The sequence below is a fragment of the Alterotamlana spongicola genome, from assembly GCF_035818475.1.
Classification (GTDB): domain Bacteria; phylum Bacteroidota; class Bacteroidia; order Flavobacteriales; family Flavobacteriaceae; genus Cognatitamlana.
In genome coordinates this window covers 2,675,534-2,698,026 of record NZ_JAYMGV010000001.1, presented here as the reverse complement: position 1 = coordinate 2,698,026, position 22,493 = coordinate 2,675,534, and the positions used below count along the sequence as shown (strand labels likewise).

Genomic DNA, 22,493 nt, shown 5'->3' with positions numbered 1-22,493 from the left:
ACTAAAAGTTTTCTACAAAACTACTTATTTTACTCTTTAATGAATTAGAGGCGGGTACTAACGGTAGTCTAACGGTATCTTCGCATAAATTCAGCGCCTCAAAAACCGCCTTAATTCCTGCCGGGTTATTCTCTTCAAAAATATACCCTATTATATCCATAAGCTTAAAATGCAATTTATAAGCCTCTTTAGCATTTCCTTTCAACCCTAATCGAATCATATTTGAAAACTCTTTGGGAAATGCCTGGCCAATTACAGAAATAACGCCTGCTCCTCCAGCTAAAACAGCTCCTAAAGCCAGGTCATCATCACCGGAGATAATCAAAAAATCATCCGGTTTATTCTTAATCAACTCGTAATATTGAGATATATTGTTTCCGGCTTCTTTAACTCCAATAATATTATCAAAATTGTTTGCCAGCCTTAATGTTGTTTCGGGTTCCATATTTTTTGATGTTCTTCCCGGTACATTATACAAAATAACATCAACAGGAGAAGCTTCGGCTATAGCTTTGAAATGCTGATAAAGGCCTTCCTGAGTAGGTTTACTGTAATAGGGAGATACTGATAAAATAGCATCTATATTGCTTAAATCTGTTGATTTAATTTCATCTATTATAAGCGCTGTATTATTTCCGCCAATTCCTAAAACCAAAGGCACTCTTCCATTACTAGCTTTAGATATGGTAGCCACAACTTCTTTTTTCTCCTCTTTAGTAAGTGTGACACTTTCTCCTGTAGTACCGCAAATTACCAGATAATCTGTTCCGTTATCTATATTAAAATTCACAATATTGGCCAAGGCTTCATGATTTATGCTTGAATCTGAATTAAATGGTGTTATCAACGCTACCCCGGTTCCTAGAAACTTACTCATTATTATCTATTTTATTTAATATACTTAAATATTTAAAGGCCTCTGCCTTAAACAGGTCAAACTGCTTTAAACTGGTTTTTATTATTAAATCATTCAATCGCTCATCAGTTTGCAAAATTCCAATCTTAAATTGTCCTTTTGACAATGCCGTAAGCAATTTTAATTCTAATATATCCTTTTTATAATAACTAACTAAAACATCAAACTCTGTACTTAAAACAGATTGTAATTCAACGTTTTTTATAGCCCCATTCCAACCAAAATCCTTTGGGTGATAACAAGCATCCCATGAATTTAAGTCTTCTTGTATATGTTCTGAAAAAGTTATGATTTTTAATTTACCAGGTCTGACTTTTAATACCTCAGCCAAACTCTTAAATATTTCTAAATCATTGACTTCATCAATATTGAGGATAATTCCTAAACTTTTAATTGCACCATTACTAACATTAACTTGTCTTTCTGACAACAATTTGTTTAAGTACTTTTTATTAGATTTTTCTTTAAAACCCTTTAAAATCATTTATCTTTATCCTTTGCGCAAAGGTAGCAAAAGTACATTCAAATAATTAGTTTTGTATATGAGGTTTACACATTTATTTTTTTTGTTATATTTTTTAGTTTTTTTCAATTGTAAGAACCAAAAATCACATTTAACTAAAATAGAAGGAAGCAGAATTACAATTAACGATAGCCTCCCTTCCAGCTCAGAAATTGAAGATTTTATCAAGCCTTATAAAGCTCACATTGATAAAGATTTAGATAGCGTCCTTGCTTATTCTGCTGAAACGTATTCAAAAACAGAAGGAACATTTAATACGGCAATTGGAAACCTTATGGCTGATATAGTTTACGAAGAAGCCAATCCTGTTTTTAAAAAAAGAACAGGATTTGATATTGATATGGTACTTTTAAATCATGGAGGTATTCGTTCTATTCTACCCCAGGGTAATATTTCAGCCAGAACTGCTTATCAGCTCATGCCTTTTGAAAACAGTATTGTTGTTGTTGCTCTGAAAGGGTCTCAAATAAACGGGCTAACACATTATTTAAGTCAAGCAAAAAGAGCACATCCCATATCAAAACTAAAATTGATTATTGATGACAACTATGATATCATTGAAGCCAAAATTAAAGGGAAGCCCATTGATCAAACTAAAACTTATTATGTTGCTACTAATGATTATTTATATAATGGTGGAGACAATATGAGCTTTTTTCAACCTAATGACAGCCTCTATGTTTTAGATTATAAAATAAGAAATGCTTTAATAGATAATTTTAAAAAAGTAGATACCTTAAGTCCGGTAATAGATGACAGATTTATTCAAAAAAATCAATAAAAGCATAACCTAAACACATTAGATTAAAATTGAACACAGATGAAGCGTAGAAAATTTATTCAGCAAACAACAGCTGCTACAGCCTTAACAGCTATTGGCTCTGTAGGCTTACAGTCATTTACTACCACAAAGACTAAAAAAATCACTATACTACACACTAATGATGTACATAGCCATATTGATGCCTTTGGGCCTAATGACGGTAGAAATGCCAATAAAGGCGGGGTTGCAAGACGAGCCAGTTTAATTGAGTCCTTCAGGAAAAACAACCCTAACACCTTATTGTTAGACGCTGGAGATATTTTTCAAGGCACTCCCTATTTTAATTATTATGGAGGTGAATTGGAATTCAAACTTATGAGTAAATTAAAATACGATGCTGCCACCATTGGTAACCATGATTTTGATAATGGAATTGACGGTTTATATGCCCAATTACCTCATGCTGAATTTGAATTTATTTCAGCTAACTATGACTTTTCAAATACCATCATGGATACACATACAAAACCCTATAAGATATTTATTAAAGACGGTATTAAAATAGGTGTATTTGGTTTAGGCATAAAATTAAGCGGTTTGGTTGATCCTACAATGTATAAGGAAACAAAATACCTGGATCCTATTGAAATTTCTCAAGATATGAGCAGGGTTCTAAAAACAGATGAAGCCTGTGATCTTGTAATTTGTTTGTCTCATTTAGGCTATAATTACAAAAACAACCCTGAAAGAATAAGTGATTTAAACCTTGCTAAAGCGACTAAAGATATTGATTTAATAATTGGGGGACATACTCATACGTTCTTACCCAAGCCAACTATTGTTAAAAACTCAGAAGGTAAAAACATGTTAGTAAATCAGGTTGGATGTTATGGTATTTACTTGGGAAAAATAGACTTTTATTTTGATTACAACAAAAACAAATCCGCTAACGGAACATCCATTATTGTATAGTTTATTTAAGCCCAAATATTATTTTGAAAGCTGTCTTGGTCTGCATTTCTAATAGTTGTCATACTATTATTACTGATATCATATTTAAAGGCAAAATATATACCGGTTACATATAGCAATTTATGCCCCATAAAAAACCGCCATTCATTTAAGAAATAAATATTGAAATAATCAAATATTGCAGAAAACCCCAAGCACACTACGCCAGTCAAAAACCATATTGATTTCTTATTCTGCACACTCAAATACACCCCAAAAGACAATAAACCTAATACTATTAAAACCAAAGATTTTACCATAAATAAAATTACTGTGATTTGATTCAGCAAGACAACTTCAATAGTTTCATAAATCAAGCTTAAAAAGAAAATAGAAATAAGAAACATCATTAATAAATATGCTTTAATTGACTTCCTAACACGATTTAGATCAATGTTTTGTAATACTATGATCAACAATTGAGTGCATGCAGCAATGAAAAATATGTTAGTTGCATAAAAGGTATGGAGGCCCTGAAAGATAATGCCGGAAATATCATTTAAAAATGCAAAAAGCAAGAAAAAAATAAACGAAACATTATCAGGTTTATATTTCAGTATCGAGAAAATTAAAAATAACGGTATAGTTAATACATTTATATACTCAATAAATGATTTATCTCCCATTAAAACACTAAAAACATTTGCTAAAAGCAGAAAAAAAAGTATAGCAAATATTATAGTATTGAAACTACATAAATTCCAATTTTTCATAATAATAACATAAGTTAGGTCTTACCAAACATAAGATTTAATTTAATTATAACGTTAAAAAAACACCTTTTATCGATAAAACGTAACAAATACCTACCTTTTATCTAATAGTTTTACGCTTTTATGAAAAGTTTCCTCTATTTACTCGTCTAACAAGGAAATAAAAACCAAACCATGAAAAAATATATCCCATTAGCCCTGAGAATTATTGTTGCAGTCATCCTGATTCAAACCCTACGCTTCAAATTTTCAGCACACCCTGACAGTGTCTATATCTTTCAAAAGGCCGGGCTTGAACCTTATGGTAGAATTATGATTGGGGTTTTTGAATTGATTGCCGGGATTCTAATACTGATGCCCAAAACGGTATGGATTGGGGCTTCTTTAACTATAGGAATTATTGGCGGCGCTATTTTTATGCATCTGACTCAAATAGGGATTGAGGTTAAAAATGATGGAGGCTTATTATTTATAACTGCATGTATTACATTTATAATGTCTGCTATTATTTTATTTATTTACAGAAAAGAGATACCCTTCTTAAAAAGCGAATAAAAGATCACTAAAGTACCATGTATTGCTCATCATTATTATATAACTTATCAGAGAATGTTGTTTGCTTATAATAAAAATAGAATGCTCCCATAGCCAAAGTTGCAGCTAAAACACTTAGTAAGCTTTTTTGATCAATATAGATATAAGCCACATCCAGCACTTCTGAAAACACAATAAATAAAGAACCTAAAAATAGATATAATGATTTTTTATTATCTCTATAAATGTAATTTAACAAGGCACTTGATAATAAAAGTAACGTCACAATATTGTAAATCAATTCTATATAATATTCATTTTTATATTCTAAATTAGGTTCCACAATAATTAGCAATACATAAATTAGATAAACATTCAAACCGGACAAAACTAATATGTGGATCTTAAAGTTTCTAATAACATGATGCAAAGAAATAGTATTCAAAACTCTTATGAGTAGAAATAAATAGGATAAGATATATAGTATATTTCCAACATAATAATCATATTCATAATATATCTGATAGTCCTCGTGATTAAAAACATAATACAACATATAATGAGTGGTTGCTCCTAATATATCTGATATAGAGTAACATATTAAAAACAATAGAAAAAATATATTCTTTCTCTTTATGCTTAAAATATAACAAATTGTTATAACCGGTATTAACAACGCATTAAAAAATATTGCCACATCATTATTATTGCTAAACTCAAAAACAACAAAAAGTATGTACAACACTACAACGATACCAGCCAAGACTTTAGATTTGGGCATAACAAGTAATTCTGGTTAATGGCCAAATATAATTATTTTTTACAATTAATCGTTAAAAAATTACATTTTATCGATAAAATTTTAAAAATAATTGATTTTTTGAAGGAATTCACTTTCTTTAATTAAAAGAACACCTAACTTTTCTGCTTTATCTTTCTTGCTGGGTCCCATATTAGCTCCGGCAACAATGTAGCTTGTTTTTGAAGAAATAGAACTACTCACCTTGCCTCCATTGTCTTCAATCAGTTTTTTAAGTTCATTTCTTGAAACATATTCAAAGACACCTGATACAACTATAGTATCCCCCTTAAGTAGTTCTGTTTGGCCTTCCAGCTGTTCAGCAGATATTTCTAACTGGACCCCAAATTGCTTTAAACGGTCTACTATATAATTATTTGCTTCTGAAGTAAAAAACGCATTTACACTTTCGGCAATCTTAATACCTATTTCGTCAACATTAACCAAATCTTCAGTTGAAGCCTTTATTATGGTATCAATACTCTTATAATGTTTAGCCAACTTTTTAGCCACGGTTTCTCCTACATAACGAATCCCTAAAGCATACAATACACGTTCAAACGGAATGTTCTTAGATTCTCTAATACCGTTAATTAAGTTCTCTGCACTTTTCTCTGCCATACGCTCTAAAGGAACAATCTGTTCTTTAGACAACTCATATAGGTCTGAATAATTATAAATCAAGCCTTCATTCACTAAAAGCGCCACAGTCTCTCCGCCAAGTCCATCTATATCCATAGCTTTACGAGATATATAATGCTGAATTCTTCCAATTATTTGAGGATTACACCCATTATAGTTTGGACAATAATGTTGGGCTTCCCCTTCTTCCCTTATCAATTCTGTATGACATTCCGGGCAAAATGCTATATATTCTGTAGGCTTTGAATCTACTGGTCGTTTTGTTAAATCTACTCCAAGAATCTTAGGAATGATTTCCCCTCCTTTTTCAACATATACTACATCTCCTACTCGTATATCAAGCTTTTCTATTTGGTCTGCGTTATGAAGGGAGGCTCGTTTTACTATAGTTCCTGCCAATTCTACCGGTTCCAAATTAGCAACCGGAGTAATCGCCCCGGTTCTCCCCACCTGATACGTAATGCTATTAAGCGTTGTTGAAACCTGTTCTGCTTTAAACTTATAAGCCATGGCCCAACGTGGCGCCTTTGCTGTATACCCTAACTCTTCCTGTTGTTGTAAATTATTAACTTTTATAACAACCCCATCTGTTTCATATGGCAAATCATGCCTGTGAACATCCCAATATTCTACAAATTCCAAAACCTCATCAATAGAACCTGCTAATTTTGCTGCTTCGGGCACTTTAAACCCCCATTTCCTGGCTTTTTCCAAACTTTCAAACTGGGTAGTTATTCCTAATTTTGTTCCCTTTAAGTTATAAAGCAAGCATTCTAAAGGTCGTTTAGCAACCTCTACACTATCTTGTAATTTCAAGCTTCCTGAAGCCGTATTCCTTGGATTTCTATAAGGTTCTTCTCCAAGCTCTATACGGGCTTCATTCATTTTTTTAAAACCATCAAAAGGCAACACAATCTCTCCTCTAATATCAAACTTTGGCGGGAAATCACCTTTTAATTGCAGAGGCACAGATTTAATAGTCTTAATGTTAGCCGTTACATTATCGCCTTGAAACCCATCTCCTCTGGTAACTGCCTTTATCAAATTTCCATGTTCATAGGTCAGGCTAATAGACGCGCCATCATACTTCAATTCACAGGCATATTGAATCTCTCCATCTACCAGTTTTTTAATTCGGGTCTCCCAATCCTGTAAATCTTCTTTTGAATATGAATTATCTAAAGAATACATACGATGTTCATGAACAATAGTTTCAAAATTTTTGGTCACCTCTCCCCCCACACGCTGTGTTGGAGAGTTAGCATCAAAAAACTCAGGATATTTTGTTTCGAGGTTTTGAAGTTCCTTTAGTTTTAGATCAAAATCATAATCTGAAATTGTTGCTTCATCAAGCACATAATACTTATAATTGTGCTCACGTAACTCATCTCGTAATTCTTTTATTTTTTGCTCAACACTCATCACTTTAGCTTTATTCCTTTTATCATTCTATCTTTTTTAAAGATATCCTGTTTTAATTCTACCTTATCAAAGGTATTCTGTTTTAATAATAAAATCATATCTTTTCCAAGGTACTCATTGATTTCAAAATACAAAGCACCTTGCTCAACCAAGCCTGTAACAGCAAATTTCACAATAGCCTCATAAAACAACAATGCATTATCATCTTTTACAAATAATGCCAAATGCGGTTCGTTTTCCAAAACATTTGATGCCATAAATCGTTTTTCCCGTTCACGGACATATGGCGGGTTAGATACTATAATATCAAACTTTAAATGTTCAATATGATCAAGATTCAAAACATCCGCTTCTATAAACTTTACATTAACACCATGCAGGCTGGCATTTTCTTTTGCAACACTTAAAGCGTCCTTACTAACATCAAGAGCATAAACCTTAGCATTGGGCAAATGCTTAGCCAATGCTATTGCTATACAACCACTTCCGGTGCCCACATCTAAAATATTAATTTGTTTATCGGGGTCTGCGCTACTTAAAATCCATTCTACCAACTCTTCAGTTTCCGGTCTGGGTATTAAAACATGCTTGTTAACTTTAAACGCTAAACCAAAAAACGCTGTTTCCCCTAAAATATATTGAATTGGCTTTTGTTGCTTCAATTGTTCTAAAGCATTTAAAATCAATTGAGGACTTTCTACTGATGCTTCAGCATTCATTGCCAATTGAAGCCTAGATACCTTATAAAAAGACGCTATTAACAAATAGAAGAAACTATCAATCTCTTCTATCGGATAAATTGTTTTTAAATCCTTATGAAATGTATTTTGAATGTCTTTTAGTCTCATAAATCTTTTATCATCCATACACCGCACGAATAATGGCCTGTATGTCCCAAAGCATTTTCTAAATGTTTAAAGTTGTAACTTTCATAAATATGAATTGCAGCCTTAAGCTGTGAAGCAGATTCCAAATAACATTGTTTATACCCTAAATCTTTAGCTGCTTGCATACACTTTTCAAATAGTGCTCTACCGTAACCTTTTCCTCTTACTTTAGGAGAGAAATACATTTTTTGAATTTCACAAATAGTTTCTTCAAAACCTTTCAGTGGTTTAACGCCTCCTCCTCCAAGCACTTCATCTCCCTGTGCAATAACATAATAAATATCGTTATTATTTTGATAAGACTCATACATTCTTGGCGTTTCTGAATCAGAATATGCCGTACCTTCCAAGGGAATTTTGAATTCATAAAAGCACTCCCTGATTACTTGTTCCAATTGAGCATTATCCTGAGGTTCAATTTCTCGAATAACTATAGTATCTTTACTCACTTTAAAATAGCGTTTTTGAATTAGTGAAGATACATTAAATCAAAAAAAAATATTATGAAAAAGTTTATAATCTTATTAACATTACTCCTTAGTATGTGGAGTTGCACTGTAACCGAAAAGCCTCAATTTGTGGGATTAGAAAACATAAAAGTTTTAGAATCCAATTCAAAATATATCACTTTTGGTGCTGATGCCTATTTTATGAATCCAAACGACCTTGGTGGCACACTAAAAACAGATGAGATTAAAGTTTATATCAATGATAACGAAGTTGCCCAGATATCAACTGAAAGTTTCGATGTTCCTGCAAAAAATGAATTTTCAATTCCTCTAAAGACAAAAATCCCAACAGACAGCTTATTCAGTAATAAAAATATAGGAAGCTTAGTAGGCAGTTTATTTAGTAAGAGTGTCAAAGTCCAATATAAAGGTGACATCAAGTACCTGTTTTTAGGGTTCTCATACGATTATGAAATTGACAAAACAGAAAATATAAAAATTAAAATCTAGTATTGCACCAACATTCCTTTTACATAAAACGTTGTCTAGAAATAGCTAAGAACGGTTTAGGCTCTACCAGGCCCAACCCTATGGTTGGTTGCGTTATAGTTTATCAAGATAAAATTATAGGGGAAGGATTTACTAGTGCGTATGGTAAAAACCATGCCGAAGTCAATGCTATTAACTCAGTTAAAAACAAAAATCTTTTAAAAGAATCTACCATCTATGTCACATTAGAGCCTTGTTCTCATTTTGGAAAAACGCCTCCATGTAGTGATTTAATTAGTCTTCATAAAATTCCAAATGTAGTTATAGGTTGCATTGATGATAATATACAAGTTTCTGGCAAAGGCATAAAGAAGCTTAAAGACTCTGGTTGTCATGTTACCGTTGGCATTCTAGAAGATGAATGCAAAAAACATCATAAACGCTTTTTTACATTTCATAATAAAAAGCGCCCGTATGTTATTTTAAAATGGGCACAAACTTTTAATGGATTTATTGCCCCAAAAGCTAAGGATGAGCAAAAACCCGTTTGGATAACCAATAGGTTTTCAAGGCAATTAACACATAAATGGCGTACCGAAGAACAAGCCATTTTGGTAGGTACAAATACCGTTTTAGAAGACAATCCCAGTTTGACATCAAGACACTGGACAGGAGAAAACCCTGTTAGGATAGTGATTGATAAAGAGAACAAGTTATCTCAATCCTTCAATATTTTTAATCGCGATTCCAAAACAATCTCAATTACCAACAAAGACATTGATTTTTCAAAAAGTATAGCTCAACAAATCTGTAGTATTTTATTTAACAATGATATAAATTCAGTCATCATTGAAGGAGGCACAAGAACACTTCAAACTTTTATTGATGAAAACCTGTGGGATGAAGCCCGGGTTTTTACAGGGCAGTCTGTATTTAAATCCGGAATCAAAGCTCCTGTATTTTCCGGAACACTAACCTCTGAACAAAAAATCGTCACTGACACTCTTAAAATCTATTCAAATGATTAAAACCATCATTTTTGATTTTGGAAATGTATTTATAAACCTTGACATTAAAGGTGCGCATCAACATGCTTTAGAAGCTTTCAATATTGACTCTTTTTCTGAAGAAATGCAGGCCTACAATAGCTTCTATGAGCAAGGACTAATATCTACGGATGAATTCCTTGAATTCTACTTGAGTAATTTTCCTGAATTTTCTAAAGATCAACTCATCGATATCTGGAATTACATGCTAAAAGATTTTCCCGAATATCGCCTGAAATTCCTGCAAGAATTAAAAACAACCGGAAAATTTAAACTTATCCTGCTCAGCAATACCAATGAGCTTCATATAGATTGGATCAAACAACAAGTTCCATTTTATAAAACATTTAAATCATGTTTTGATAAATTTTACTTATCTCATGAAATAAATTTAATAAAGCCTAATTATAACATTTTTGAGTTTGTACTAAATACCAATAAACTCATTGCCAACGAGTGCTTGTTTATTGATGATAATCAGGATAATATTAAAAGTGCAAACTCCTTAAATATCAACACCTGGCATATTCATCCAGACACCGAAGATATTATCAACCTTTTTAAGGTCAAATCACATTTATTTTAAGCTCATTTGATCAATAAGGATACATATAAAACTATAGAAGCGTCTCCAGAGCCTGTATTATTTAAAGACAAGAACAGTAAATTTTTTGGCTATGCATTTTCTGTATTAACACAAGATGATGTTAAAGCCCATCTGGAATCTCTAAAAAAGAAGCACCATGCTGCAAGACATTGGTGCTACGCCTATCAATTAGGAACAGAATCCATCTCCTTTAGAGTCAATGACGACGGAGAACCAAGTAATTCAGCAGGAATGCCTATTTATGGGCAAATACAATCTTTTGAACTCACCAACATCCTAATAGTAGTTGTTAGGTATTTTGGCGGTGTTAAACTTGGAGTAGGCGGCCTGATAAATGCTTACAGAACAGCCGCTCAAATGGCGTTAGAATCATCTTATATTATTGAAAAAACAATTAACGTAAACTACCTACTCTCCTTTGATTATCAAAATATGAATAGGGTTATGCGAGTTATTAAAGAAAAGCAACTTATTATTATTAATCAGGCATTAGAAATGGATTGTCAAATTACAATTTCCGTAAGAAAAAAAGAAGCACAATCTATTTTTGAAATCTTTAATAGCTTATATAAAATAAACATAAAATCAATCTAAAATTTAGCTATCAATAGCATCTAGGATATATTGAGGAGGTCTTGTTGGTTTATTTGTTTTCATATCCACAAAAACTAAAACCGTATTAGCAGTGGTTAAAACCTCTCCTTTTTCATTGGTTATTTCATAGTCAAATTCAATTTTTGCTGAGGGTCTTTTCTTTAGTTGAGTTTTTACATTAATTACATCATCATAACCTGCTGATTTTTTATAGTTTAAACTCAATGAAATTACAGGTAACATCACTCCGTTATCTTCCATTTTTTTATACGATATTCCTAGTTTCCTGAGCCATTCAATACGTCCCATTTCAAGGTATAACGGGTAGTTGCCATGATACACTACTCCCATCTGGTCAGTTTCCCCATATCTCACTCTTATTTGTATTTCATCGATTTTCATGAGAATTATTGAATATTTTTTTGTAGTTTCGGCTAGAGGTTAAACATGAGAAAAAAAATCTAAAAATTCAATAGTAATTCATTTTTTTTTTAAGATTTTTGTTCACATATTTGCCTCGATATTAAGAGGGGATACGAAAGTCATTTTCGTATATATTCTAACTAACTAAAAACCTATATAATCTAAAAATGAGTGTAACTGCGCAATCGGTATGGAATAATTGTCTAGAATTCATAAAGGATAACATTCAACCGCAAGCGTATAAAACTTGGTTTGAACCCATTATTGCTGTTAAACTTTCTGACAACGCATTAAGCATTCAGGTACCAAGTAAGTTCTTTTACGAATGGCTGGAAGAGCATTATGTAAAGATTCTTAAAGTATCACTCACAAAGGAATTAGGAGAAACTGCCAAACTTGTTTACATCATAAAAATGGAAAACACGTATGGCAACAAACAGCCTTTTACAGAAAAAATTCCGAGTTCTAACAGAACTGCTGTAAAGTCACAGGATGTTGATATTCCTTTCAACAATAAAAGTCCGGAACTAAGAAATCCGTTTGTTATTCCAGGCATTAGAAATGTGAAAATTGAATCTCAATTAAATCCAAATTATAGCTTTGAGAATTTTCTGGAAGGAGACTCAAACCGACTGGCACGTAGTGCAGGATTAGCTGTTGCCGCAAAACCAGGAGGCACCTCTTTTAACCCGCTTTTGATTTTTGGGGGCGTTGGACTTGGAAAAACCCATTTAGCACATGCTATTGGAGTTGATATAAAAGATAAGTATCCCGAAAAAACAGTTCTGTATATTTCTGCAGAAAAATTCACTCAACAATATATTGACGCCGTAAAGAAAAACAACAGGAATGATTTTATTCATTTCTATCAAATTATAGATGTCCTGATTATTGATGATGTACAATTCTTATCTGGCAAAGCCGGTACTCAAGATGTATTCTTCCATATTTTTAATCATTTACATCAAAGTGGCAAACAAGTTATATTAACCAGTGATAAAGCTCCGGTTGATATGCAAGATATAGAACAACGTTTATTATCTCGTTTTAAATGGGGACTATCAGCAGAATTGCAAAACCCCGATTTTGAAACCAGGGTATCTATTCTAAAAAACAAATTGTATCGTGATGGTGTTGAAATGCCTGAAGATATTATTGAATATGTGGCTAAAAACATTAAAACTAATGTTAGAGAGTTAGAAGGCGCAATCATTTCTTTAATTGCTCAATCTTCTTTCAATAAAAAAGAAATCACCATTGACCTAGCCAGAATCATTGTTGAAAAATTTGTAAAAAACACAAAACGCGAAGTTTCAATAGATTACATTCAAAAAGTAGTTTCAGACTATTTTCAAATGGATGTTGATACGCTACAATCAAAAACCAGAAAACGCCATATTGTTCAGGCACGCCAGTTAGCTATGTTTTTTGCTAAAAAATTCACAAAAGCTTCACTTGCCAGTATAGGATCTCAAATAGGAAAACGTGATCACGCCACTGTGCTTCATGCCTGCAAAACTGTAGACAATCTATCTTCAACAGACAAACAATTTAGAAAATATGTTGAGGATATTACTAAAAAACTTTCTATATAAAAACCACTAGCATCATGACAAAAATTCTGATGGTATGTTTGGGAAATATTTGTCGTTCTCCATTAGCTGAAGGTATTTTAAAATCAAAACTTCCGGATGATTCTTTTTTTGTTGACTCCGCAGGTACAGCTAATTATCATGTAGGAAATCCACCTGACAAACGCTCTATAGCTGTCGCTAAAAAACACGGATTAAATATCTCTAATTTAAAAGGAAGACAATTTAAGGTTTCTGATTTTGATCGGTTTGATTTAATTTATGTTATGGATGAATCAAATTACAACAATGTCACAACTTTAGCAAGAAACAATCAAGATGTATCAAAGGTTAAAATGATATTAAATGTTGTTTACCCAGACCAGGATTACGATGTTCCCGACCCTTATTATGGTGGCGATAATGGATTTGAAAACGTTTATAATATGCTTGATGCAGCTTGTTCCATAATTGCTGACTCACTTAAATAAACCCCATGATACCTCAAGGTAAACTGTTTTTAATACCCACAACTTTAGGAGACAATAACCCTTTAGAGGTTTTACCTATTTCAGTAAAACAAACTATTGAGACAACCAACACCTTTATTGTAGAGAACGAAAAAACAGCAAGGCGCTTTATAAAGCGAATTTGCCCTGAAAAACCTCAGCCTTCATTGCATATTTTTGTTCTAAATAAATTTACAAACGAAAATGAATTACCTGATTTTCTGGCCCCTTGCTTAAAAGGCACCAATGTAGGCCTACTCTCTGAAGCCGGTTGCCCTGGTGTTGCCGACCCTGGGGCCGATATTGTGAAAATTGCCCATGAAAAAAATATAAAAGTTGTACCGCTTGTTGGCCCCTCCTCTATATTAATGGCTATTATGAGTTCCGGTATGAACGGGCAGAGCTTTGCTTTTAATGGTTACCTTCCTATTGATAAAAGTGAACGCAAAAATGAAATTAAGCGCTTGGAACGTTTATCGTTTGAGCGCAATCAATCTCAAATATTTATTGAGACACCTTACAGGAATAATAAAATGCTAGAGGATTTATCTGGCGTTCTTGAGAACAACACTAACGTTTGCGTAGCCTGTGACATTACTTTGCCTTCAGAATTTATTAAAACTCAAACCGCACATCAATGGAAAAAGAATAAGGTAGACCTTCATAAAAGGCCTACCATTTTTATTATTCATAAAAGCTAATTGCTCTTAAATTGCTTTCGCCTTTTGATCCGGCTCTACAAAAGATGTGTCATAGCCCGAAAAACGTTTCATATAATGATAAATAGTTGTACCATAACCATCAGCGAAATTATCCAGACCATAACTCCTTAAATATTTTTTAACACTACCGGGGCCTGCCAAATGCGCTGCCGCTAAAATTCCGGATTCAGTTACAATAACACCATTAATGCGTTTTCCTACAAAATTCTTAATATCTCGTCTTAAAATCCACTTATTACGAGCTGCATTAGCTATAAATGCCTTTTCTTGTAACTCCGGATCTTTTAAAAAGCTATCAGGGTTATGAATACCAATCAACTTAAGTGTACTGGCACCAAACTGGTATTTTCCTAAGTATCCATACGTGTTTACCGAAAAATAATTACCACCTGATTCTTTAAAAGCCAAAGCTTCTTTAAAGCCAATAAATGATTTTCCTAAATAAGGTGAGTAAACAAAATCTGAATTATTTGACGCCTGAAGATCATCGTTCTCATCCGGGTCAATACTTACTGTGTAATTTAAGTCTAACCCTTCTGTTGAGTATCTGCTTAAATCAATAGTTTCATTTGAATTAAACGAAACATACAATAGTGTTAATATTGTAAGCGTAAGTGTTACGTAACTTGCAATATTTCTTACCATAATTTTAAATTTTTTCAGCGTGTTTTAAATAACAAACACCCCTTGAAATTTGAGCGTGCAAAATTATGAATTTTTTTGATAACTTCAAAATTTATCGATTATGTGTGTTTTTTAGTAGTAGAATAGATGAAATACACTGCCCTTTTTACTAAATTCAAGAGCTGGAAATGGTACTTTTATCATATTAAATACATCAAAAATAGTTGACAGTAATCGAGATTTTGTTTTAATAGCACTTAAATTTACATCAAAACTTAAATAGTATTTACGGTATGTTGAAATATTTGTTAACAACTGATTGTCAACATCTTTACCATTCCCTATCACACCACTCACACTATGACCAACAGCAATATTTAGCCATCTGGGGATCTTACTTTCCTTAAAAAAAGCATGCAGATTAGCACTCAGCCAGTACGTTTGTCCGTTATAATCCTTTAAAACCTGCTCTAAAAACGATTCTCCTAGTTTATCAGGTTGTATTTTTGCGTATTTAGTTTGATGAAAAGAGTACTTTAAAGCAAGCCTCTGCTCTTCCCACAGCAATTCCTGGCCAATATACAGGCCTGTTCCTGCTGCATTTGCCATAACATCACCCCATGAAAACCCCCACTCTTTGGAGTACCCGTCTAACACTTCTACGGCGGTTAAAAAAGTAAACCCTAAAGTTGCCCCATATAATAATTGATCTTTTTTTCTTACACCACTCCAATCTAATAACTGAGCACCATGCTTACCTATTTGATAAGATGTAAAAGCATGGCCAAACTTATCCATTTGCAACCATTCTTTATTATCATTAATAGTGTGAAACTTTGAACGGTCATAATCAGCATACCATAGTTGATTTAACCCAATAAGTGAAATAGTAGCTAATGAAACTTCGCTTATCACTACAGCATTACGCCTTGGTTTATTAAGCGTATCGCTGGGTGTTAAAAAAGCATTTAGTTTAGATTGGGAAAAAGAGCATAGTGGTAATAAAACTAATAAAACTATATGATTAACAACGTTACGCTTCACTACTTATTAATACCTTGAGCTGATAAATACCGTTGGTATTCCCTGGCATTTACATTATGCTGTGATAATGATTTTGCAAATTTATGAAACCCAAAACGTTTAGCATCGGCTGCAAAATATAAGTATTTGTGCTTTTCATAGTTTAATACTGCATTAATAGCAGAAATATCCGGCATGGCAATAAGCCCCGGAGGCAACCCCTGGTTCTTATAGGTGTTATAGGGAGAATCTATTTCTTTATGTACGTTTAAAACACGTTTTATAACTGTATTCTTATATTTAGGCAACTGATAGGCCGCAAATTTAAGTGTAGGGTCCGCCTGCAGGGGCATACCAATTCTTATTCTATTCAGATACACCCCAGCAATTCTTGGTTGTTCTGAGGCTTGTTTTGACTCTTCATGAACTATAGACGCTAATGCTATCACTTCATTAGGTGACAAACCAAGGGCTTTTGCTTTTTCCAATCTGGATGCATTCCAAAACCGCTTGTACTCCTTCAACATTCTGCTTCTAAATGTTTGGGCAGAGGTATTCCAGAAAAACTCATAACTGTTAGGAATATACATCCCTAAAGCTGTAGCTCCATTAAAATTGTTATCCGATAAAAACGATTTATCTTTCATGGCCTCCAACAAAGACAAACTATCTGCTTCTATTTGCCTTGCTACTCTTCCGGCCAGTTTCTCAAGGGTCTCCTGGTTGTTAAAAGACAGCTTTATAGGTAGGTTTTTACTTCTAATGGAATTGATAATATCATTATTGGTCATTCCTTTCCTTATCTCAAAACGCCCGGCTTTTACATTATTTATATACTTCTTTTGTTCTGCCAGATCATCAAAAGATTCTATATCTTCTAACAAAGACTCTAACTGAACTCTTACCTCTTGATAGTTAGCACTGCTGGGTATAAAAATATAGGCAGACTCATTATTAAAAGCTGTGTTAGGCTTCAGCATAGCCTTATAAACAAAATTAGCAAAAAAAGCAGCCACAATAAGCCCTATAACTGCAATAGCCAGAAGTATCTTTTTTATATACATTTAATTATTGATTAGCTGAAATAAATATTCGTTTTTAAAAGAACCGTTTACATAGTTCCAATCTTTTTTCAATCCAATTTTTTTGAATCCCTGTTTTGTAAACAATTTTATACTTGCTTCATTTTCCTCTGAAATATTACAATATAATTGATGCAAATCCAAATGCATAAAACTGTAATCCACAAGTAATTTTAAAGCTTCTCTTCCATATCCTTTTAACCTGTCATCAGGTTCTTTGATCAAAATTCCAACACCGGCCTTTTTATTTTTAAAGTCAAAGTCAAATAAATCTATCATACCCAAAACTACTTCTTCATAATTTGAAACCACTAGTCTTAATTGCTTTACCTCAAAGATATCCTTATGGGCATTTTCTAAATATTGCTTTATTAAAAATTTTGAATACGGTGTTTGTGTAGCGCTTATTTCCCAGATAGACTCATCATTTTCAACCTCATGAATAAAATCTAAATCTTCAGGTTCTAAAGCTCGTAAAAAAACGGTATCTCCTTTGAGCGTAATCATATCACACCTTCAAAAACAAATTTTGCAGCACCTATAAGCCAAACATTGCTATATGAACTGTTCTGCACATCAAAACAAACTTGTAACGCTCCTCCTTCTACATTAAGATTCACTTTAGTTTTTTGAGTTTCTCCTAGAGCATGCATAGCTATTGCAACGGCTGTTACACCGGTTCCACATGACAAAGTTTCATCTTCCACCCCGCGTTCATAAGTTCGTACTCTAAAGGTATCATCAGTTAATTTCTTTACAAAATTCACATTACTTCCTGCTTCATTATAGGGTGCCCCATACCTGATTCTTGCTCCTTCTGTTTTAATATCAAAGGTTTGAATATGATCTTCAAATTGCACATGATGTGGGGATCCGGTATCCAAAAACACATGAGTATCATACTTCTCTACCGCATTTACATCCTGCATTTGAAGCGTAACAATATCACCTTCAATATTCGCATAATGCAGTCCGTCTATGGCCTCAAAAACAGCCTTTTCTGTGATAACCCCTAATTGCCTGGCAAAAGCCACCAAACAACGTCCGCCGTTTCCACACATGGAACTTTGATTACCATCAGAATTGTAATATACCATCTTAAAATCATAATCCGGGTGATCTTCCAATAAGATTAGCCCATCTGCTCCTATGCCAAAACGTCTGTCACATAAAAAAGCTATCCGTTTGGTATTATTTTTGTCGAAATTTTGTTGACGATTATCAATCATCACAAAATCGTTCCCTGTTCCTTGATATTTATAAAAAGTATGTTGCATAATATGGCACAAATATATAAATATTAAACCGTTTTATTGATTGTTAAATCGTCGTTAAAGTTGATTTTGAAACTCAATAAATATTTAATTTTAATGTTAATAAATAAAACTTAAACGAAAATCTATGAAGAAGATAATAACATTAGTACTGGTTTCGGCATTAGGTGGCATTTTTACCTTAGGAGCCTACAAGCTATTTTTAGAAAAAGATAAACAAGTGGTAATAACGGCTGAAGCCAGTCCGGCTTTTTTGCCAACCAGCAATTTAAACACGCTGACTAGGGCAAATGAAGCTCCGGATTTCACGATAGCTGCTGAAAACACAGTAAATGCTGTGGTACATGTAAAAAATGTAACACTAAGTTCCGGACAAATGACCTTTCAGGATTTCTTTTATGGCAGATCAACGCCTCGTACTCAAGTAGGTACAGGATCTGGAGTTATAATTAATTCTAATGGATATATTATTACCAATAATCATGTGATTAATAACGCTCAGGAACTTTCAGTGACCCTGAATAACAATAAAACATATACGGCTGAATTGGTTGGTACTGACCCTAAAACAGATATTGCCCTTTTAAAAATTGATGCCGATGAAGAATTACCATACGTTGTTTTTGCTGATTCTGACACTGCAAAAATTGGTGAATGGGTCCTGGCCGTTGGTAATCCTTTTAACTTAACCTCTACGGTAACGGCAGGTATTATAAGTGCAAAATCCAGAGATCTATCGGGAATTAGCAAGCAATCATTCATACAAACTGATGCGGCAGTAAACCCTGGTAATTCAGGAGGTGCACTGGTAAACACTAACGGCGAATTAGTCGGAATAAATACAGCTATATCTTCGCAAACAGGGTCTTATATAGGCTATTCTTTTGCTGTTCCCAGTAATATTGCTAAAAAAGTCATTGAAGATATTATGGAATACGGTAATGTTCAAAATGGTATTTTGGGTATTGAAGGCGGAGCTTTAAATAGTGTTATGGCAGAAGAAATTGGGGTTAATGATACAGAAGGTGTTTATATTGCTAATGTTGTAAATGGTTCCGGTGCGGATAAAGCCGGTCTTGAAAAAGGTGATATTATTAAAGAAATTGATAATATTAAAATATCAAAGTTCTCTGATTTAACCGGACATATAAGCTCAAAACGCCCTGATGATGTGGTGAGCTTAAAATTATCAAGAGATGGAACTATAAGAACGGTAAACGTTACCCTGGCTAAAAATGATACATTCACTATGCCTTTAATAGGACGAATAAAAGATACCAAACCTGCCGATCTAAAAAAATACAGCGCTGACTATGGTGTAAAAATTGTTCAGCTTAATAATGAATATGCTGACTATTGGAAGAAAAATGGTGTTGAAGAAGGCTGTATTGTCACGGCTATAAACGGTGTTAAAGTTAACTCGGTTGAAGATGTACAAGACGTGCTAAACAGTGAATCGGCTTCTGAATATTTAAGAATAGAACTTATAAATTCTAACGGAGAAAAAGAGCGTTACAACTTTAGATAAAACATTTTAAAATCATGGTTTTTATCCCCATAAAATTCGTTGAATTTTATGGGGATATTTTTTTAATAAAATAGCTTACGAAAACGTTTGAAATATGGTATTTTTGCCAAAACTTATAAACATAAATTATTAGCTATGAGTTCTGACAAAACTTATGAAAAAGAATTGGCTTTTCAAGCAGACCGCAGAAAAGCTACCGTTGAATTTATAAAAATTGTAAGCGACCTTTGGTACGACAAATCTATTGAGCTGGTGCTTTTTAGAAATCAATTGATTGATAGAAATGTAAGCCAGATTTTAAACCTGCACAATTATGCCGGGAAATTTGTTCAAAAGCCAATTTCAATTTTTGATACAGTGGAAATAGCTCAGGCCATTAAATCACTGGACATTCCTCCTGCCAAATTAGACATAGGTAAGCTTACTTATGAAATGCATCTTGAAGACAATCAGCATAATAACGCTACTGCTTTTATAGCCAGAAAGCTAAAAGATGCTAATAAAAATGGAGAGATTCAACCTAAAGATGTTATTTTATATGGTTTTGGCAGAATAGGACGCTTAGTTGCCCGCGAACTTATGGTACGCATGGGAAAAGGCAGCCAATTGCGTTTGAGAGCTATAGTAACCAGAGGTCTAATTGATGAAAAAACTCTTGAAAAACGTGCTGCATTATTGCGTAATGATTCCGTTCACGGTGATTTTCCAGGTACAGTTTCTATTGATGTTAAAAACAGTGCTTTAATTGTTAATGGTACTACAGTAAAAATAATTTCGGCTAATACACCTGAAGACATAGATTATACACAATTTGGTATTAATAATGCATTGGTTATTGATAATACCGGAGCTTTTAGAGATAAAAAAGCTTTAGGAAAACACCTGAAGTCTAAAGGCGTAGAGAAAGTATTATTAACAGCGCCAGGAAAAGAGGTTCCAAATATAGTACACGGCGTTAATCACACCAATTATAACCCTGATACTCTTGATATATTTTCAGCAGCATCATGTACTACCAATGCCATTACCCCTATTTTAAAAGTAATTGAGGATTCTTTTGGAGTAAAAAACGGGCACCTGGAAACCATACACGCTTATACTAACGATCAAAACCTTGTTGACAATTTCCATAAAAAATACCGTAGAGGCCGTGCAGCCGGATTGAATATGGTTATTACCGAAACCGGTGCCGGAAGTGCCGTAGCCAAAGCTTTACCAAGTTTAGAAGGCAAGTTAACCTCTAACGCCATTCGTGTTCCGGTACCAAACGGATCATTAGCTATTTTAAACTTAGAGCTAAAAAATAAAACCTCTTTAAATGGCGTTAACACCATTTTAAAGAAATACGCTCTGGAAGGTGATTTAGTGGAACAAATAAAGTTTGAATTAAGCGATGAATTGGTATCCAGTGATATTATAGGTAGTTCAGCACCTTCTATTTATGATAGTAAAGCTACTATTGTACGTAAAGACGGTAAGAATATTATACTTTATATTTGGTATGATAATGAATATGGTTATAGTCATCAGGTCATCAGGCTTGCTAAATATATAGCCAAAGTAAGGCGTTATACTTATTATTAAAATATGATAATCTAAATCAGAATTTAAACCGTATATATAAAAGCCTCAATAATTGAGGCTTTTTAGTTAATTATAATCGTATAATTAACAATATTTTATAAATTCGCAAACCAGTTATAACCAATTAAATTCGCCTGAAAATGAATTCTATCAAAACTTTATTTTTTATAGCATTTACCTTCATATTAACATCAACCTCATTTTCGCAAACGCAACCTGAAGATGATAAGCTGTCATTAAATAGTGGTACAATTGATAATCAATTTGAATTTGTTATCAGAAAATCCAATAAATATCAGGAATATAAGGTTGTAAAAAAGAATTGGCTATATACGCTTAAAGCCCATACTTTAGATTCGCTTAAAGCAGTACATAATGACTTGGCAGAAACACGTGCTGTAGTAGAAAACCAAGCCAAAGAAATTGCCGATTTAAAAACTAATCTGTCAAATACCCAAACAGATTTAGATAAGACCAATTCAGAAAAAAACAATATGGCCTTATTTGGAGCACAAATGAGTAAAACTAATTATAATGTTTTGATGTGGTCTATAATAGGTGCCCTATTGGTATTACTCCTTTTATTCGTCTATAAGTTTAAAAACAGTAATACCATTACTATAGCTGCTAAAAAGAATCTGGCAGAGATTGAAGAAGAGTTTGATGAGCACCGCAGAAACGCTTTAGAGCGAGAGCAAAAGGTAAGACGTCAATTACAAGACGAAATAAACAAGCAAAAGAAGGCATAAACTCTGTTA

At 33.2% G+C, this 22,493-nt stretch carries 26 protein-coding genes; 13 read left to right on the top strand and 13 right to left on the bottom strand.

The window, feature by feature from the left end; all coding sequences use genetic code 11:
- Position 1 precedes the first annotated feature (1 nt).
- Positions 2–877 (bottom strand): 4-hydroxy-tetrahydrodipicolinate synthase, encoded by an 876-nt coding sequence (gene dapA / locus VOI54_RS11670; protein WP_326282969.1) that lies wholly within the window; start codon positions 875–877, stop codon positions 2–4.
- Complete coding sequence (locus VOI54_RS11665; RefSeq protein WP_326282968.1) at positions 870–1,400, bottom strand: DUF6913 domain-containing protein; 531 nt, start codon at positions 1,398–1,400, stop codon at positions 870–872. The genes dapA and VOI54_RS11665 overlap by 8 nt, the downstream gene beginning before the upstream one ends.
- 82 nt (positions 1,401–1,482) lie before the next feature.
- Between VOI54_RS11665 and VOI54_RS11660 the strand changes: the two genes are divergently transcribed.
- Both VOI54_RS11660 and VOI54_RS11655 read left to right on the top strand, forming a co-directional pair.
- Positions 1,483–2,220, top strand: coding sequence for a 5'-nucleotidase C-terminal domain-containing protein (locus VOI54_RS11660; RefSeq protein WP_326282967.1), 738 nt, complete (start codon positions 1,483–1,485; stop codon positions 2,218–2,220).
- A gap of 39 nt (positions 2,221–2,259) precedes the next feature.
- Positions 2,260–3,174 carry a metallophosphatase gene (locus VOI54_RS11655; RefSeq protein WP_326282966.1) on the top strand — a complete coding sequence of 305 codons (915 nt, stop codon included), beginning with the start codon at positions 2,260–2,262 and terminating at the stop codon, positions 3,172–3,174.
- A 5-nt stretch (positions 3,175–3,179) separates the two neighbouring features.
- Here VOI54_RS11655 and VOI54_RS11650 read toward each other — a convergent pair whose 3' ends face one another.
- Complete coding sequence (locus tag VOI54_RS11650; RefSeq protein WP_326282965.1) at positions 3,180–3,563, bottom strand: hypothetical protein; 384 nt, start codon at positions 3,561–3,563, stop codon at positions 3,180–3,182.
- Positions 3,564–4,100: 537 nt separating this feature from the next.
- On the opposite strand from VOI54_RS11650, the gene VOI54_RS11645 reads away from it, so the two are divergent.
- Positions 4,101–4,481 carry a DoxX family membrane protein gene (locus tag VOI54_RS11645; RefSeq protein ID WP_326282964.1) on the top strand — a complete coding sequence of 127 codons (381 nt, stop codon included), beginning with the start codon at positions 4,101–4,103 and terminating at the stop codon, positions 4,479–4,481.
- A gap of 7 nt (positions 4,482–4,488) precedes the next feature.
- Here the strand turns inward: VOI54_RS11645 and VOI54_RS11640 are convergent, their stop codons facing one another.
- The 4 genes from VOI54_RS11640 to VOI54_RS11625 form a co-directional block, all read right to left on the bottom strand.
- Positions 4,489–5,241: a hypothetical protein gene (locus VOI54_RS11640; protein ID WP_326282963.1), complete on the bottom strand. Its 753-nt coding sequence runs from the start codon at positions 5,239–5,241 to the stop codon at positions 4,489–4,491.
- A gap of 81 nt (positions 5,242–5,322) precedes the next feature.
- On the bottom strand, positions 5,323–7,323 hold the full coding sequence (gene ligA, locus VOI54_RS11635; RefSeq protein ID WP_326282962.1) for an NAD-dependent DNA ligase LigA: 2,001 nt from the start codon (positions 7,321–7,323) through the stop codon (positions 5,323–5,325).
- Positions 7,323–8,171: a peptide chain release factor N(5)-glutamine methyltransferase gene (gene prmC / locus VOI54_RS11630; RefSeq protein WP_326282961.1), complete on the bottom strand. Its 849-nt coding sequence runs from the start codon at positions 8,169–8,171 to the stop codon at positions 7,323–7,325. Before prmC ends, ligA begins: the two co-directional genes overlap by 1 nt.
- Positions 8,168–8,659 (bottom strand): GNAT family N-acetyltransferase, encoded by a 492-nt coding sequence (locus VOI54_RS11625; RefSeq protein ID WP_326282960.1) that lies wholly within the window; start codon positions 8,657–8,659, stop codon positions 8,168–8,170. Before VOI54_RS11625 ends, prmC begins: the two co-directional genes overlap by 4 nt.
- Before the next feature lie 54 nt (positions 8,660–8,713).
- Here VOI54_RS11625 and VOI54_RS11620 point away from each other — a divergent pair, with 54 nt between their 5' ends.
- Genes VOI54_RS11620 through VOI54_RS11605 form a run of 4 tightly spaced genes read left to right on the top strand, consistent with a single transcriptional unit; the run spans position 8,714 to position 11,395 of the window.
- The gene (locus VOI54_RS11620; protein WP_326282959.1) at positions 8,714–9,169 is read left to right on the top strand and encodes a hypothetical protein; all 456 of its coding nucleotides are present in this window, start codon (positions 8,714–8,716) and stop codon (positions 9,167–9,169) included.
- 2 nt (positions 9,170–9,171) lie between these two features.
- Positions 9,172–10,176 carry a bifunctional diaminohydroxyphosphoribosylaminopyrimidine deaminase/5-amino-6-(5-phosphoribosylamino)uracil reductase RibD gene (gene ribD / locus VOI54_RS11615; RefSeq protein ID WP_326282958.1) on the top strand — a complete coding sequence of 335 codons (1,005 nt, stop codon included), beginning with the start codon at positions 9,172–9,174 and terminating at the stop codon, positions 10,174–10,176.
- Positions 10,169–10,780 (top strand): HAD family hydrolase, encoded by a 612-nt coding sequence (locus VOI54_RS11610; protein ID WP_326282957.1) that lies wholly within the window; start codon positions 10,169–10,171, stop codon positions 10,778–10,780. The genes ribD and VOI54_RS11610 overlap by 8 nt, the downstream gene beginning before the upstream one ends.
- A gap of 6 nt (positions 10,781–10,786) precedes the next feature.
- The gene (locus tag VOI54_RS11605) at positions 10,787–11,395 is read left to right on the top strand and encodes an IMPACT family protein (RefSeq protein ID WP_326282956.1); all 609 of its coding nucleotides are present in this window, start codon (positions 10,787–10,789) and stop codon (positions 11,393–11,395) included.
- Between the two features lie 3 nt (positions 11,396–11,398).
- Here the strand turns inward: VOI54_RS11605 and VOI54_RS11600 are convergent, their stop codons facing one another.
- Entirely contained in the window at positions 11,399–11,797 is a 399-nt protein-coding gene (locus tag VOI54_RS11600; RefSeq protein ID WP_326282955.1) for an acyl-CoA thioesterase, read from the bottom strand.
- 188 nt (positions 11,798–11,985) lie between these two features.
- On the opposite strand from VOI54_RS11600, the gene dnaA reads away from it, so the two are divergent.
- Genes dnaA through VOI54_RS11585 form a run of 3 tightly spaced genes read left to right on the top strand, consistent with a single transcriptional unit; the run spans position 11,986 to position 14,599 of the window.
- Positions 11,986–13,413, top strand: coding sequence for a chromosomal replication initiator protein DnaA (dnaA, locus tag VOI54_RS11595; protein ID WP_326282954.1), 1,428 nt, complete (start codon positions 11,986–11,988; stop codon positions 13,411–13,413).
- A 14-nt stretch (positions 13,414–13,427) separates the two neighbouring features.
- Complete coding sequence (locus VOI54_RS11590; RefSeq protein WP_326282953.1) at positions 13,428–13,880, top strand: low molecular weight protein-tyrosine-phosphatase; 453 nt, start codon at positions 13,428–13,430, stop codon at positions 13,878–13,880.
- A 5-nt stretch (positions 13,881–13,885) separates the two neighbouring features.
- Positions 13,886–14,599 (top strand): SAM-dependent methyltransferase, encoded by a 714-nt coding sequence (locus VOI54_RS11585; RefSeq protein ID WP_326282952.1) that lies wholly within the window; start codon positions 13,886–13,888, stop codon positions 14,597–14,599.
- A 6-nt stretch (positions 14,600–14,605) separates the two neighbouring features.
- On the opposite strand, the gene VOI54_RS11580 is transcribed toward VOI54_RS11585, so the two are convergent.
- From VOI54_RS11580 to dapF, 5 genes are all read right to left on the bottom strand, one after another.
- On the bottom strand, positions 14,606–15,265 hold the full coding sequence (locus VOI54_RS11580; RefSeq protein ID WP_326282951.1) for a lysozyme family protein: 660 nt from the start codon (positions 15,263–15,265) through the stop codon (positions 14,606–14,608).
- A gap of 111 nt (positions 15,266–15,376) precedes the next feature.
- On the bottom strand, positions 15,377–16,288 hold the full coding sequence (locus VOI54_RS11575; RefSeq protein WP_326282950.1) for a DUF2279 domain-containing protein: 912 nt from the start codon (positions 16,286–16,288) through the stop codon (positions 15,377–15,379).
- Positions 16,288–17,331 carry an endolytic transglycosylase MltG gene (mltG, locus tag VOI54_RS11570; protein ID WP_326282949.1) on the bottom strand — a complete coding sequence of 348 codons (1,044 nt, stop codon included), beginning with the start codon at positions 17,329–17,331 and terminating at the stop codon, positions 16,288–16,290. The genes VOI54_RS11575 and mltG overlap by 1 nt, the downstream gene beginning before the upstream one ends.
- Complete coding sequence (locus VOI54_RS11565) at positions 17,332–17,856, bottom strand: GNAT family N-acetyltransferase (protein WP_326282948.1); 525 nt, start codon at positions 17,854–17,856, stop codon at positions 17,332–17,334.
- On the bottom strand, positions 17,853–18,626 hold the full coding sequence (dapF, locus tag VOI54_RS11560) for a diaminopimelate epimerase (RefSeq protein ID WP_326282947.1): 774 nt from the start codon (positions 18,624–18,626) through the stop codon (positions 17,853–17,855). Before dapF ends, VOI54_RS11565 begins: the two co-directional genes overlap by 4 nt.
- Positions 18,627–18,750: 124 nt before the next feature.
- Here dapF and VOI54_RS11555 point away from each other — a divergent pair, with 124 nt between their 5' ends.
- The 3 genes from VOI54_RS11555 (at position 18,751) to VOI54_RS11545 (ending at position 22,484) form a co-directional block, all read left to right on the top strand.
- Positions 18,751–20,151: a trypsin-like peptidase domain-containing protein gene (locus tag VOI54_RS11555; protein WP_326282946.1), complete on the top strand. Its 1,401-nt coding sequence runs from the start codon at positions 18,751–18,753 to the stop codon at positions 20,149–20,151.
- Between the two features lie 135 nt (positions 20,152–20,286).
- Positions 20,287–21,735, top strand: a complete 1,449-nt coding sequence (locus VOI54_RS11550) for a glyceraldehyde-3-phosphate dehydrogenase (RefSeq protein WP_326282945.1) — start codon at positions 20,287–20,289, stop codon at positions 21,733–21,735.
- A 140-nt stretch (positions 21,736–21,875) separates the two neighbouring features.
- A complete protein-coding gene (locus tag VOI54_RS11545; RefSeq protein ID WP_326282944.1) occupies positions 21,876–22,484 on the top strand; it encodes a tRNA (guanine-N1)-methyltransferase in 609 nt (202 codons plus the stop codon).
- Positions 22,485–22,493: the final 9 nt, after the last annotated feature.